The sequence below is a fragment of the Dyadobacter linearis genome, from assembly GCF_907165045.1.
Lineage (GTDB): Bacteria > Bacteroidota > Bacteroidia > Cytophagales > Spirosomataceae > Dyadobacter > Dyadobacter linearis.
The window spans coordinates 1,159,373-1,173,937 of sequence record NZ_CAJRAU010000001.1; the positions used below are offsets into that span (position 1 = coordinate 1,159,373).

Here is a 14,565-nt window from a genome sequence, read left to right on the forward strand (position 1 = left end):
AAATTTTAGCTGAACAGCTACACAAGGCGCGAAATAGTTAGCTGGGGTGAATTTGCCATAGCGGTCACATGGAATGGGGAAACCGCAAAGCGCAAATCACATACCTGATGCGATATTTTTGTCGTGTACCGAAAGCGGCTAACTTTGCCAGCTTAACAATATTTGAATACAATCGGGGTTAAATAAAACAGCGTCTTTTGGGCTGTCATTTGAAATTAAATAATATGCTTAGAGCAACTTCCTTTATTATTACTACTGCGCTTTTCACGACTTTATCCTGTAAAACATCCGCACCGCCCAAGCAAGCTGTCACTGAGGAGCAGCCGCTGCTTGAAATAGGAAACGAGAAATTTTCAATCGACGAATACCAGGACTCTTATAACAAAAACAAATTCGCCTCCGACTCCACCAAAGAGCTCACACCGAAGGAATACCTCGACCTATATACGGACGTAAAGATCAAGGTGATGCAGGCGAAACAGGACGGCAGGGATACCACATTGGACTACCGGGAGGAAATTGCTTCGTACCGGGAACAACTGGCTAAAAATCATCTGGTTGACAAAGATTTAGTAGAGAAATTTACTAACGAAGCTTACAACAGATTGAAGCAGGAAGTGCGGGCTTCGCATATATTGGTAGCTGTATCCGAGGACGCTGCGCCGGCTGATACCCTGGAAGCGCACCGCGCCGCAATTGCATTAAGGGGCCGCCTGGAAGAGGGTTCCGATTTTGGAGATATCGCTTCCCGCTTTTCAAAAGATGCTACTGCAAAGAAAAACAAGGGAGACCTGGGTTACTTCACCGCTTTTCAGACCCTGTACCCTATTGAAAATGCCGCCTATAATCTTTCCGTCGGCAGGGTTTCCCAACCCGTTCGGACAAAAACCGGTTACCACCTTATTAAGGTAACCGACCGGCGCGCCAATCGGGGAATGATCCAGATTGCGCATATTATGGTACAGGATACCAACGCCGCTGCCGGCCAGAAAGAAGCTGCGAAAGCAAAAATCGACGAAGCCTACAAGCTTTTGCAAGACGGTGAAAGCTGGGCTGATGTAGTCGCCAACTATTCTGATGACAAACAGTCCAAGAAAAATAATGGCCTTTTGCCGCTGTTCGGTATTGGTGAAATGGTACCTGAGATCGAGGAAGCTGCCTATGCATTGAGCAAGCCTGAAAGTTACTCCAAGCCCGTTTTAACTATTTACGGCTGGCATATTATCAAGCTGATCCAAAAAAAGCCGATAGAAAGCTTTGCTGTGATGGCGCCTGCATTACGTAAAAAAGTAGTAACCGATTCACGCGGAAAGATCATTGAAGCGGCACGGGCGAGACAATTACGCAACAAATATGCGGTTCAGGAATTTGCTGATCAGTATCAGGAAATGGCCGGCTTGCAGGATAGCAGCCTGATTACCGGGAAATGGGATTACCAGCGGGCCGTTTCAAAAGACTGGTCAGCAAGCACTTTGTTCAAGATCGAGGAGCAATCTTACGACGCATTGTCTTTTCTGGATTTTGTAAAAAGGCGCCAGCAGCGGAGACCGAAAGATTCATCTCCGGCTGTGATTTTCAATAGATATTACAATGAATATCTGTCTGAATGCCTTTTTCAATACGAAAGAGAACATTTGGAAGAAACCAATCCTGAGTTTAGAAGCTTATTAAAGGAGATTAAAGAAGGCGTGCTTTTGTCGCAGGTAATGGAGGAAAATGTTTGGCAAAAATCGCTCTCGGACTCGACCGGCCAGGTGCGTTTTTACGAACAAAATAAAGGCCGCTACAACTATCCCGAACGCGCACTGGCCACGGTTATTTCTGCGAAAGACACGCAGACTGTCAACTCAATCAGAAAGATACTGGCGGTTGCTCCCTATCGGTTAGAGAGAAAATCCAAGGAAATACTTTTTGAAGCCGGCTCTACCATTATCAGTCCGGCCGAAACATCGTCCCTGGAAGACCTGGCTCTTATCATGCAGAAAAATCCCGACTATGTAGTTGAAATAGCGGGCTACCGTTCCACCGAAGAGCCCGAAATGGCTTCTGCGGCACGAATCAGAAATGTTGTGAAGTATTTAAATACACAAAACATACCGATTCTGCGTATTATAGAAAAGGACTACGGTTCTTTCCGGCAAGCGGCTGAGGCTGAGCGTAACCGAAGAGTAGCATTTCAGTTTTACAGCCAGTCAATCAAGGATGTTGAAAAGGTGTATAATTCCGATGCAGGCGCTTCCGTCTTGATTGAAGATGGCTATTTTAACCGCGATAACCGGTATCTGGCCAAAGCCAAATGGGATATTGGCGAACAAACCAGCGAAGAAAACGGCGCCGCAACGTGGGTAAATATCCGGAAAATTGAACCGGCCCGGCCGAAGACTTTTATGGAAGCGCGCGGCAGTGTGATCAACGATTACCAGAAAGAGCTCGAAAAACAGTGGGTGAACCGGTTGCAGCAGCAATATCCTGTGAAAGTCAATGCACAAGAATTAGAGAAAATTAAGCGTTAAGATGTATTTTAGCATTATTAAAAATAAAATCAGAAAACCCGCAAGTGTTTAAAATTGGAATAACTAATCATATGAAAATAAATAAATTGTTTGCTGTCGGCTTGATGATGGTCCTGACGCTGTTTGTCAGTCTGAAAAGCAATGGGCAAGGTCAGCAGGGCGTAAGCCTCGACAAAATTATCGCCAGGGTCGATAATCACTACATTCTGAATTCCGAACTGGAAGAAATGTACAACCAGTACAAGGCAGAAGGCCGGACTGCGCCGGAAAAATGCCAGTTGCTCGAATCTCTGATCATCAACAAAATGCTTCTTGCCAAAGCGGAAATAGATTCAGTTTTGGTGGAAGATAAAGAAGTTGACGGCGAACTGGACGCAAAAATGGGTTATATGATCCAGCGTTTCGGTTCGGAAAAGAATATTGTTGAAGCTTATGGAAAAAGTATTGATAACCTGAAAGCAGAATTGCGGCAGCAGGTAAAAGAGCAGAAAGTGGTTGAGAAAATGCAGCGTACGATTTCAGGTAATGTAAAAATTACACCCAATGAAGTTCGCAAGTTCTTCAACTCGATCCCGAAAGACAGTCTTCCCTATATTCCTTCGGAAGTTGAGATCGGGCATATCGTGAAACTGGGAACGGTGACACGGGAGCAAAAAGACAAACTGCGCCAGCAGCTGGTAGAGCTGAAACAACGTGCCGAAAAGGGAGAAGACTTTGCTACATTATCGCAGATTTATTCGGAAGATCTGGGCTCAGCCAAAAATGGCGGTGACCTGGGATTTGCCAAAAGGGGCGCAATGGTACCAGAATTCGAAGGGGCCGCATTGGCGCTGAAACCAGGCGAAATGTCCGACCCGATTGAATCGCAATATGGTTTTCACTTGATCAAGATGATCGAAACGCGTGGAGCCGAATATCATGCGAGACATATTCTGTTACGTCCTGATTACAACAAAGGAACTGATATGTCGCAGGCGGTACGCTCGCTGGACAGTCTGAGAAAACTGATCGAGATTGACACATTGAAATTTGCAAAAGCAGCTCTGGACAATTCCGACGACAAAATGACGGCGGAATCTGGCGGTTTGATCCAGGATAGAAACACAGGTTTGTCTAAACTTACCCTCGATGCTTCCATGGACCCGGCGCTTTATTTCGCCATTGATACGATGAAAGTAGGCGAATTGAGCCAGCCGGTATCTTACCGTACCGAAGACGGAAGCAGCGCGATGCGGATTATCTGGTACAAGAGCAAATCCGAGCCGCATACAGCGAATTTGCGTGACGATTACGAGAAACTTTCACAGATCGTGCTTAGCAACAAGCGTAACAATGCATTAGAAGAATGGTTTAAAAAGGCGCAGGGAGATGTATTTATCAGCATCGAACCCGAATACAAAAATTGTCAGGTGCTCGGTTTAGCAGCGGCCGGTAATGATATTTAGCGCCTTGTTTCGATTGCATTGAAGGAGTATTTAAAAATTAACCCATTACACTGTGAAGTATTCATCGGACGTAGAAGCTGCCGAAGCTATGAAAGTAGCTTACGAGAAGATCAGGAGGGAAATCGGTAATGTGATTATTGGTCAGGACGAGGTGGTGAAACGGTTACTAACCGCCATTTTTTGCCAGGGTCACTGTCTTTTGGTCGGCGTACCCGGGTTGGCGAAAACGTTGTTGATCCAAACGATCGCATCTTCGCTCGACCTCAACTTCAACCGGATCCAGTTTACGCCCGATTTAATGCCTTCCGATATTCTGGGATCAGAAACGCTCGACCAGAACAGAAATTTTAAATTCATCAAAGGGCCTGTTTTCGCAAACATTATCCTTGCAGATGAGATCAACCGGACACCTCCAAAAACGCAATCGGCACTGCTGGAAGCAATGCAGGAATATTCTGTAACGATCGCCGGAGCGAAGCACAATCTGGAAAGACCATTTTTTGTTCTGGCTACGCAAAACCCAATCGAACAGGAAGGTACCTATCCCCTGCCCGAAGCCCAGCTCGACCGGTTTATGTTTATGATCCAGCTGGACTATCCTTCTTATGCAGAGGAAGTTAATATTGTAAAAAACACGACGAGCGACAACCGTTATCAGGTTCAGAAAGTGATCAGTTCGGAAGAAATAATGGACTTCCAACACCTGGTGCGCCGCGTTCCGGTGACTGACCATGTGATTGAATATGCCGTGAAGCTTGTTCATAAAACGCGGCCGGCAGCAGGATTGGCAGTAAAAGAAACAAACGATTACCTGGAATGGGGCGCTGGTCCGCGCGCTTCTCAGGCTCTGATCCTGGCAGCGAAATGTAATGCATTGCTTTCGGGCAAATACTCGCCGGATATTGAAGATGTGAAAGCGGTTGCACTACCTGTACTTCGCCACCGCATTATCCGCAATTTCAAGGCGGAGGCGGAAGGAATTTCGGTTGACGATATCATCGGAAGACTGGTTTAGCAAGAATAAATAGATTGATATGAAATTGTGCAGGTCGGCGATTTGCACAATTTTTTTGTTTAAGGTTATATCAAAACAAAGATTTTTCAAATGGATATTCAAGGTAAAAACTATATTGGCTACTCACTTTCAGCCGAAAGCGATCGTACATTTCAAGCTTATGTACCTTCCCAAGACGATTTTCTTCCTGAGAGATTTCATGTAGCAACGAGTGCGGAAGTAGAGCAAACAATGCGCCTTGCTGAAAAGGCATTTCAGGAATATGCCGGAATTTCTGCCAGCCGCCGCGCCGACTTTCTGATCGCTATTACCGAAGAAATGTTAGCAATCGGCGACCACTTGCTTGAACGTGCGAGCCAGGAGACAGGTTTGCCCGCTGGGCGGTTGCAGGGAGAACGTGCCCGCACAATTAACCAGCTCACCCAGTTCGCCGATTTGCTCCGCGAAGGTTCCTGGGTAGAAGCTAGTATTGACACTGCATTGCCAGACCGCCAGCCTGCGCCGAAGCCGGATATTCGTAAAATGCTGGTACCGATCGGACCGGTGGTGGTTTTCGGTTCGAGTAACTTCCCTTTTGCCTATTCGGTGGCGGGTGTAGATGTGGGGCCGGCAATTGCGGCTGGAAATCCCGTGATCGTAAAAGCGCACGCGGCGCACCCTGGCGTGAGCGATCTTACTGCGCAGGCAATCGTAGCAGCTGCGAAAAGAACGGGAATGCCAGAAGGTGTTTTCTCAATGCTATACGATGATAAATTTGAGGTAGGCGCTGCGTTGGTGAAACATCCTGTGACTGCGGCCGTTGGTTTCACCGGTTCATTCAAAGGCGGAATGGCGCTGCATAAACTCGCGCAGGAGCGGGAAGATCCTATTCCTGTTTTTGCCGAAATGGGTAGTGTGAACCCGATAGTAGTTTTGCCTCAATATTTGAAGAACAATGCACAGGAGCTGGGAAAAACGCTCGCTGGTTCAGTAAGCCTGGGCGCCGGCCAATTTTGCACCAATCCCGGACTTGTATTTGTAACGCGGTCTGAGGGAGTGGATTTATTTAAAGAATATTACCAAAAAGCAATAGCAGAAACTGTCTCGGCAACTATGCTGACTGCGGGTATATGCAAGAATTTCTATCGCCTGCGGGATGAAGTGTTCGGGCAAAATGACGTTTCGGAACTGGTGGTCTCAGAGAATATAAATAGCGGAGAAAATCAGGCGCAGGCTTCTATTGCCGAGGTTTCCGGTGCCGCCTTTATTGCTAATCCAAAATTGCATGAAGAGGTTTTTGGACCGTTTTCTTTGCTGGTGGTTTGTGAAAATACCGACGAACTGCTGAATGCAATTTCGCATTTGAAAGGGCAACTTACCGCAACTTTAATGGCCGAAGAAACCGAGGCCGCCTCCTACCCCGCACTACTGCGACAACTCGCTAGAATATCGGGCAGGTTTATCATGAACGGAGTTCCTACCGGCGTCGAAGTTTGTCCTTCCATGCATCACGGCGGCCCTTTTCCGGCAACAGTTGATTCGAAATTTACCTCGGTGGGCAGGCATTCTATTCTGCGTTTCGTGCGGCCGCAATCTTTCCAGAACTGGCCGGATTCGCTGCTGCCTGACGCATTGAAAAATGATAATCCGCTTGGGATAAACAGGTTAGTGAACAATATACTAACCAGCGAGAGCGTGAGTCACTGACCTAGCAATATAGATTCGGGGTAACCTACTTCTGTTAAAAACAAACCTTCTGCCGGGGCCTGCGCTCCGGCATTTTTTCTGTTTTTTGAAATAATTATTTCCTCAAAATCCTGAACCGACTTTTTGCCTTTGCCCACTTCCAGCAAAGTCCCCACCACCGCGCGCACCATTCCACGCAAAAATCGATTTGCCTGAATGTGGAAAACTAGCATATCGTCCGTTTCTCGCCAAACCGCCTCCGTAATCGTGCACCTGAAGTTATTGACGTTTGTATGGATCTTACTGAAACTTTCGAAATCGTTGTGCCGCAATAGCAGGCCGGCAGCTTTGTTCATCAGATCGACATCCAGATCTGCTTTTAACAAAAAAGACAAACCGGTCAGAAAAGGATCTTTACGCTTTGAAATGCGGTATTCGTACTTCCGGTGACTCGCTGCGAAACGTGAATTAAGATCTGCTGCAACCTGGTACACATTCCTGACCGCAATATCTCTCGGGATCATGCCATTTATTTTGTAAATGAATAAATCGTGGTCCGGAATGGGATTATTCAAATCAAAATGGGCGAATTGTTGTTCTGCATGTACGCCGGTATCCGTTCGGCTGCTGCCGGTCAGTTCAACAGTGGCGCGAAAGAGTTTTGTAAGTGCTTCTTCGAGCACCTGCTGCACACCGAGCGCATTATTTTGCTTTTGCCAGCCATTGTAAGCTGTTCCGCGATAAGAAAATTCCAGAAAATAGCGCATGGTGCAAAAGTAAGGCAAACCGCAGAGATTTGCGATTTACATTCTGATTTGCGGATTTTGTTGGGAAGAAGATTAACTTTGAGAATTGGATAATTTCATTATTATATGATTACGGAAGACAAAAAGGAAGAGAAAAGCCTGAATTTTATAGAAGAGATCGTAGAGGCCGATTTGCAATCAGGAAAATACACTCAGATCGTTACCCGCTTCCCGCCAGAACCTAATGGTTATCTGCACATTGGGCACGCGTCATCTATTTGTCTCAACTTTGGATTAACCAAAAAATTTCCCGGCTACACCAACCTGCGATTTGACGATACCAACCCCGTAACTGAGGATACGGAGTACGTGGAGAGCATTAAACGGGATATCCGCTGGATGGGATTTGAGTGGAAACACGAACTTTACGCTTCCGATTATTTCGATACTTTATATGATTTCGCCGTTTCGCTGATCCAGCGAGGTCTTGCTTACGTCGATGATTCCACTTCGGAGGAAATCGCCGCACTTAAAGGTACGCCTACCGAGCCGGGAAAAGACAGCCCGTACCGTGATCGCAGCGTGGAAGAAAATCTTGTACTTTTTGAACAAATGCGGAATGGCGATTTTCCGGACGGAAGTCGCACGCTGCGTGCCAAAATAGATATGGCGCATATCAATATGCTCATGCGCGACCCGATTTTGTATCGTATTAAACACGCGAAACACCACCGTACCGGCGAAAAATGGTGCATTTACCCGATGTACGATTTCGCTCACGGACAAAGTGATTCCATAGAAACCGTGACGCATTCCATTTGTACGCTCGAATTTGCGCCGCACAGGGAATTGTACGACTGGCTTATCGCACAGCTGAATATATATCCATCACACCAGTATGAGTTCGCACGCCGAAACCTGAACTACACAGTTACCAGCAAGCGAAAACTGCTGCAACTTGTTCAGGAAAAACATGTTAGCGGCTGGGATGATCCCCGGATGCCGACGATCAGCGGTTTGCGCCGTCGTGGTTTTACTCCCGAGAGTATCCGCGATTTCTGTGACCGGATCGGTGTGGCGCGTCGCGAAAATATGATCGATGTGGGCTTGCTGGAATTTTGTGTGAGAGAGGATTTGAATAAAAAGGCGCTGCGCCGAATGGTCGTTCTGGATCCTTTAAAAGTCATTATCACCAATTTCCCGGAAGGCGAAACTGAAATGTGCCACAGCGAAAATAACCCTGAGGACGTTTCGACTGGCAACCGGGAGATCCCATTTACAAGAGAGATCTATATTGAAAAGGAGGATTTCATGGAAACGCCTTCCAAAAAATATTTCCGCCTGGCGCCCGGCAAAATGGTCCGTCTGAAAGGTGCATATATCATTCAATGCGACGATTTTGTAAAAGATGAAAATGGCGAAGTAACCGAAGTGCATTGCAGCTATGTTGAAAACAGCAAAAGTGGCCACGATACGACGGGTATTCATGTAAAAGGAACCCTGCACTGGGTGTCGGCTGCGCATGCGGTCAAAGCCGAGATCAGGTTGTATGATCGACTGTTCTCTGTGGAAGATGTTTCCTCTGAGGAAGGTGATTTCAAAGATTACATCAACCCGGAATCCCTGCACGTGATCACCGGCTACGCAGAACCCGCGCTACTCGACGCAGAAGAAGGACAATCGTTCCAGTTTCTGCGCAAAGGCTATTTCGTAAAAGACTCCGACAGCCAACCCGGCGCACTGGTTTTCAACAGAACCGTCACATTGCGAGACAATTGGGCAAAGGCGGCGGAGAAGTAAGGAAAGGTTCATACACACACACTTTTTGATGATTGTATCCATTAAGCACAAAGGATTGCTGCTCTATTATGAAAGTGGCAATAGCTCTAAATTACCGGCGTCGTACCTTAGAAAGATAGTAAGGATATTTGATCAGCTCGACGCGGTTTCAAGTTTGGAGGACGTGAAACAATTAGGAAGCGGAGTGCATAGATTATCCGGCGATCTTGCCGAATATTGGTCTATCAAAGTTTCGCCCAACTTCCGGATTATTTTCCGATTCGAGGACGGTGATATTTACGATGTCGATTACTTAGACTATCATTAATACTATGTTAAAACGAGAACTTCCACCAGTACATCCGGGTGAGATCCTGAGAGAGGAGTATATTATTGAGCGCAACCTGACGATCACGGAAGTGGCCTCAGGGCTGGGTATAAGCCGCACTAACTTGTCTGCGATTGTGAACGGACATTCAGGAATCAGTCCTGAGCTTTCCGTGAAGTTGTCTGAGGCATTTGGCAACTCGACCCAATTCTGGATTAATCTTCAAAAAAACTACGATATGTGGCATGCGGAGAAAAATGTAGACAGAACGAGTATCAGGCATTTTTGGAACGACCATGATTTACAATCAGCTTGAAGTATTTAATTAGATTGCTTACAAATAATCTTGCTTGACAGGAAGTTTGATCCTATATTTGTGCAACAATTTCCACGAATTAAATTCTTTACTGTCAGTGAATACCCCCAATGAATTGTTCAGTACTGCGAAAGGTTTTTGCGTACAATGTGATCTTACTTCCAGAATCCAACTTCATTTCGGCGAAATTCAAGCTTCTTTTAAAGTCCGTGATTTCCTGGCATTCCGCCGGTTTATCAACAGTATCGATATCCACAGCAAAATTTTTGACCTCTCCGATGAATCTGATTACGAGTTCGTTGAGGCGCCGCAGCTAAACATTTACCACAAACTTACCCTCTGCGAACTGATCCAGTTACGCGAGCTCGTGAACGGTACCCACTTCGCAATTGAGCTGAATTCCCTGCTCCACCAATTACTCTTCTTAGAAACAGAATCAGTCTAAATAGCTCATTCAGATCATATTAGACCAATTCCAAATTTCAGATCCGGTTTGGATTGATGAACTTTCGCATGATATTTGTACTTATAAATACAAATAAAAAGAAAGTAAACCATGAGAGATTTATTGAGACAACGGACTTCCCTGAAAGAGGAAATAGAAATACTTTTAAATAATCAGGTTAAAATGGAAGCTGAGGCTTCTGCCAAATATCTGGCAATGGCTTCCTGGTGTGATCGCAACGGATTCAGATACAGTGCTAAATATTTCATGAAGCAGTCTGAGGAAGAAAGAGAACACATGGTTAAGATATTTGACTACCTGATGTTCGTAGGCGGAAACGCAACTTCTCCTGAGGTACCCGCTGTAAGACACGAATTTCCAACCTTTAAAAGCATCTTCGAAGCTGCACTACAAAGCGAGATCGCGGTAACGCAATCGATCAACCGCATTGTATCTCAAAGCCGCAAAGAAGAAGATTATGCAACTGAAAACTTCCTTCAGTGGTTTGTTAAAGAACAAACAGAAGAAGAAGACAATGCACGCCGCGCACTTGAACTTTTCGATGTAATCGGAGAAGAAGGTACAGGCCAGTATTTTATCGACAAAGCGATCGGTAAACTCGGACACGAAGAGTAAAATATCAGCAATGATAAGTCTGAGGCTGCTTCTGCAAGGAGGCAGCCTCTTGTTTTGTATCCTGATGTGGTATGTCTTTTGCTTCTTTTGAGATTAAAATAGTAGTATTGCAAAAAGCGCCGCCAGCCATTATAAATGATCTATCTCGACGAATTTAAGAAATTCATTTTCAGTCATAACCTGTCGACGGGAGTGCGCTTAACGCTGGGCGCGATCATTCCAAGCCTCATTTTTCAGCATTACGGCATCCTCGGCGAGATGATCGCGTTCCCACTCGGGACACTGATTATCGGCGCTACGGATAACCCCGGCCCCTATCACCGCAGACGAAATGCATTGCTTGTTGCAATCGGTACCTGCTTCGTCGTGGCGTGCATAACCGGATTTTTGCGGCACCTCCATTTTGTGATTTTCATTGAGATCATCGTTTTCGGGATGCTCTTTTCGCTTGTCGGTGTATACGGTAACCGCGTAAACAGCATCGGATTGATCGCATTGCTGGTGTTTGTATTCAATATCGACGATCACCTGAGCGGGGATATGGTGCTTCGAACCGCGGCCATTTTTGCGGCTGGCGGGATATGGTACTTCCTGCTTTTTATGATCCTGCAAAAGCTTCTGCCTTATAAACTCATCCAGCAGCTCTTGGGTGAAAGTTTTATAGAGCTGGGAAAGCTGCTTTCCATTAAAGCGGGCTACTATTTCGCTAATCCCGATTACGACGGGCTTTTCAACCGGATTGTAAAGCAGCAGGTTTTACTTCGCGAAAACCATGAAAACCTGAGGGAGATACTTTTCAAAACGCGCGAGATCGTCACTGAATCGACTAACAAAAGCCGCATATTAATGCTGATGTTTCTTGATAGCATTGACCTTTTTGAACGCATTTTAAACTCACAACAGAACTACGCCAACCTGCACCGGGCATTTGACCATACCAAAGTGCTCAGACTATTCGGAACTTACATTATCTGGCTGGCCGAGGAAATTCAGACGATCGGGATAGCAGTTCAAAGCGGCTTCGCTTCCCAGCCGCGGCACGACCTGGACGAAGCCTTTGCGAAATGTCAGAAAGCATTCGAGCGGATGCGTGAATATAAAATGACCCATGAGAACATGGAGGATTTTATCATGCTGCGCCAGATTCTGAACAGTTTGCAGGATGTAACCGAGCGTATCAAGAAAATGCACCGGGCTACTACTTACGATGCGGAGGTTGGGAAAGGGTACACTTTGAATGTGCAGGGAGACAATTTCATCCCCAAACAGGAATATCATCCACGCATTTTGCTGGATAATTTGTCGCTCAAATCCAGCCATTTCCGTCACGCTGTCCGGGTTACGCTTGGTTTACTGGTGGGTTATTTCGCGTCCTTATTTTTCGAGCTTGGCCATGGTTACTGGATTTTGCTGACTATTGTGGTGATCTTAAAACCCGCTTTCAGCATTACCCAAAAACGAAATATCCACCGGATAGGCGGCACTTTGCTTGGCGTCGCGACCGGATTTATGCTATTGTACCTGGTTAAAGACAGCACTGCCTTATTTGTATTCATGATGCTGGCTATGGTCACGGCATACAGCTTCTTGAAAATCAACTATTTCATCGCTTCCACATCCATCACTTTGTATGTGATATTATCATTCAACTTCCTGAATCCGAACCATATACAAACTGTTTTAGAGGATCGGGTGGTCGATACCATTATCGGGTCGGTGATCGCTTATGTGATTTCATCGTACGTATTGCCGGTTTGGGAGCATTCGCAGATCAATCAATACATCAAAGAGGCGCTAGATGCAAACCGGAAATATTTTGATCTGGTAGCCGGTAAATTTGCAGGTAAGGAGCTCGATATCAATGAGATGAAAGTGAGCAGGAAAGATGCGATCATTGCGATGGCAAACCTTTCTGATAATTTCCAGAAAATGCTTTCCGAGCCTAAAAGACAGCGGCTTAACATGCAGGAATATCACCAGTTTGTCGCGACGAGCCACATGCTCACTTCCTACATTGCCTCTTTGTCTACTTACGCCCAAATGCTCAACTACTCGGAGTTTTCAACGGAATTTGAGCTGATGATCAGACAGATAGACAGGCAACTGCTCGCTGCGACTGATATTATTGAAGGCAAGAAGAACAATACTTTTGAGATAACCCGGGAATCTTTACCACAAAACCAGAAACTCATCGAGCTGCTCGCGAAACGAAAAAAGGAAATAAAAGAGCTGGGAATTGAAAAAGCAGATCAATCCGCGTCGAGAAAAATGTTATCGGATATAAAAACGATCAATGGGCTTTTCGAGCTGATCAGCACCATTACAATTGACGAAATCAAGATTTTACAAAAAATAAAGGCAGCTAATACGTAGAATGGAAGGATTATCAGGAACAGAAAGAAAGAATATCCGCGCCGGCCTTTCAGTCGGAATCGTTTTGAAAAAAGATCAGCGGAGCGGCACGTTAACCTATGGAATTGTTAAAGATATCCTCACCAAAGCGCAGGTTCACACACACGGAATCAAGGTCAGGCTCGAAACGGGCGACGTCGGCCGCGTTAAAATCATTCAGTAAATTTCACCAACAACTAATTTATGTCATCACTCCTGTTCACTCCAATTACATTTAAAAGTGTCGAATTAAAGAACCGCATCGTGGTTTCTCCGATGTGCCAGTATTCTTCCGTCGATGGATTTGCCAATGACTGGCATTTGGTCCATTTAGGTAGTCGGGCTGTCGGAGGCGCGTCGCTTATCATTGCCGAAGCCAGCGCAGTATCGCCGGAAGGCAGAATTTCTCCGGAAGATTTGGGTATCTGGAAAGACGAGCATATTGAAAAGTTGAAGCAGATCACCGATTTCATAACTTCTCAGGGAACCGTACCAGGCATTCAGCTCTCCCACGCAGGCAGAAAAGCAAGCACTTACCCAGCATGGAAAGGCCGCGGACAAGTTCCGTTTGACCAGGGCGGCTGGCAAACATTGGGCGCCTCCCCTATTCCTTTTCACGCAAGTGAAAATCCGCCGCTTGAACTTGATCAGGCCGGTATTGACAAAGTAATTTCCGATTTTGCAGACGCCGCGCAACGAGCCCTCAAGGCGGGATTCAAAGTGATCGAAATCCACGCAGCCCACGGCTATTTGGTGCATCAGTTCCTTTCGCCGCTTAGTAATGCGCGACAGGATCAGTATGGCGGAAGCTTCGAAAACAGGATACGGTTTTTACTCGAAATTCTTGAAGGAGTAAATAAAGTATGGCCGCAGGACTTGCCCGTTTTTGTACGAATTTCCGCAACGGATTGGGCCGAGAATGGATGGGAAGAAGAACAATCGTCCAGACTTGCGGGTATATTAAAAGAAAAGAATGTGTCATTGATCGACGTTTCGACAGGCGGTTTGGTGTCAAATGTCAAAATTCCCGTCGGCCCCTCTTATCAGGTGCCTTTTTCAGCGAAGATCAAAAAAGAAAATGAGGTATTGACGGGAGCAGTAGGATTGATCACCGAAGCCGGGCAGGCCGAAAGTATCCTGCAAAACAACGAGGCCGACCTCATCATTATGGCGCGGGAGCTGTTGCGTGACCCCTATTTCCCGCTGCATGCAGCGCATGAACTCGGCGAAGATATTGCCTGGCCTATTCAATACGACCGGGCAAAACCTACCCTGTAACATTTATA

General features: G+C 46.0%; 13 protein-coding genes. 12 read left to right on the plus strand and 1 reads right to left on the minus strand.

The window, feature by feature from the left end; genetic code table 11:
• Nucleotides 1-224: 224 nt before the first annotated feature.
• The 4 genes from KOD92_RS04775 (at nt 225) to KOD92_RS04790 (ending at nt 6,659) form a co-directional block, all read left to right on the plus strand.
• Nucleotides 225-2,513, plus strand: a complete 2,289-nt coding sequence (locus KOD92_RS04775) for a peptidylprolyl isomerase (protein ID WP_215232352.1) — start codon at nt 225-227, stop codon at nt 2,511-2,513.
• A gap of 71 nt (nt 2,514-2,584) precedes the next feature.
• Complete coding sequence (locus KOD92_RS04780) at nt 2,585-3,958, plus strand: peptidylprolyl isomerase (protein WP_215232353.1); 1,374 nt, start codon at nt 2,585-2,587, stop codon at nt 3,956-3,958.
• A gap of 52 nt (nt 3,959-4,010) precedes the next feature.
• Nucleotides 4,011-4,973 (plus strand): AAA family ATPase, encoded by a 963-nt coding sequence (locus KOD92_RS04785; protein ID WP_215232354.1) that lies wholly within the window; start codon nt 4,011-4,013, stop codon nt 4,971-4,973.
• A 90-nt stretch (nt 4,974-5,063) separates the two neighbouring features.
• A complete protein-coding gene (locus tag KOD92_RS04790; protein ID WP_215232355.1) occupies nt 5,064-6,659 on the plus strand; it encodes an aldehyde dehydrogenase (NADP(+)) in 1,596 nt (531 codons plus the stop codon).
• On the opposite strand, the gene truA is transcribed toward KOD92_RS04790, so the two are convergent.
• Nucleotides 6,653-7,405, minus strand: coding sequence for a tRNA pseudouridine(38-40) synthase TruA (gene truA / locus KOD92_RS04795; RefSeq protein WP_215232356.1), 753 nt, complete (start codon nt 7,403-7,405; stop codon nt 6,653-6,655). The genes KOD92_RS04790 and truA overlap by 7 nt on opposite strands.
• A gap of 105 nt (nt 7,406-7,510) precedes the next feature.
• On the opposite strand from truA, the gene KOD92_RS04800 reads away from it, so the two are divergent.
• From KOD92_RS04800 to KOD92_RS04835, 8 genes are all read left to right on the plus strand, one after another.
• On the plus strand, nt 7,511-9,184 hold the full coding sequence (locus tag KOD92_RS04800) for a glutamine--tRNA ligase/YqeY domain fusion protein (protein WP_215232357.1): 1,674 nt from the start codon (nt 7,511-7,513) through the stop codon (nt 9,182-9,184).
• A 28-nt stretch (nt 9,185-9,212) separates the two neighbouring features.
• A complete protein-coding gene (locus KOD92_RS04805; RefSeq protein ID WP_215232358.1) occupies nt 9,213-9,491 on the plus strand; it encodes a type II toxin-antitoxin system RelE/ParE family toxin in 279 nt (92 codons plus the stop codon).
• 4 nt (nt 9,492-9,495) lie between these two features.
• Complete coding sequence (locus tag KOD92_RS04810; protein WP_215232359.1) at nt 9,496-9,807, plus strand: HigA family addiction module antitoxin; 312 nt, start codon at nt 9,496-9,498, stop codon at nt 9,805-9,807.
• 97 nt (nt 9,808-9,904) lie between these two features.
• Nucleotides 9,905-10,252, plus strand: coding sequence for a DUF6686 family protein (locus tag KOD92_RS04815; protein WP_229254523.1), 348 nt, complete (start codon nt 9,905-9,907; stop codon nt 10,250-10,252).
• A gap of 111 nt (nt 10,253-10,363) precedes the next feature.
• Nucleotides 10,364-10,888, plus strand: coding sequence for a ferritin (locus KOD92_RS04820; RefSeq protein WP_215232360.1), 525 nt, complete (start codon nt 10,364-10,366; stop codon nt 10,886-10,888).
• A 135-nt stretch (nt 10,889-11,023) separates the two neighbouring features.
• Nucleotides 11,024-13,261 (plus strand): FUSC family protein, encoded by a 2,238-nt coding sequence (locus tag KOD92_RS04825; protein WP_215232361.1) that lies wholly within the window; start codon nt 11,024-11,026, stop codon nt 13,259-13,261.
• A gap of 1 nt (nt 13,262) precedes the next feature.
• Nucleotides 13,263-13,463, plus strand: a complete 201-nt coding sequence (locus KOD92_RS04830; RefSeq protein WP_215232362.1) for a YwbE family protein — start codon at nt 13,263-13,265, stop codon at nt 13,461-13,463.
• Nucleotides 13,464-13,483: 20 nt separating this feature from the next.
• Nucleotides 13,484-14,557, plus strand: coding sequence for an NADH:flavin oxidoreductase/NADH oxidase (locus tag KOD92_RS04835; RefSeq protein WP_215232363.1), 1,074 nt, complete (start codon nt 13,484-13,486; stop codon nt 14,555-14,557).
• The last annotated feature ends 8 nt before the right edge of the window (nt 14,558-14,565 follow it).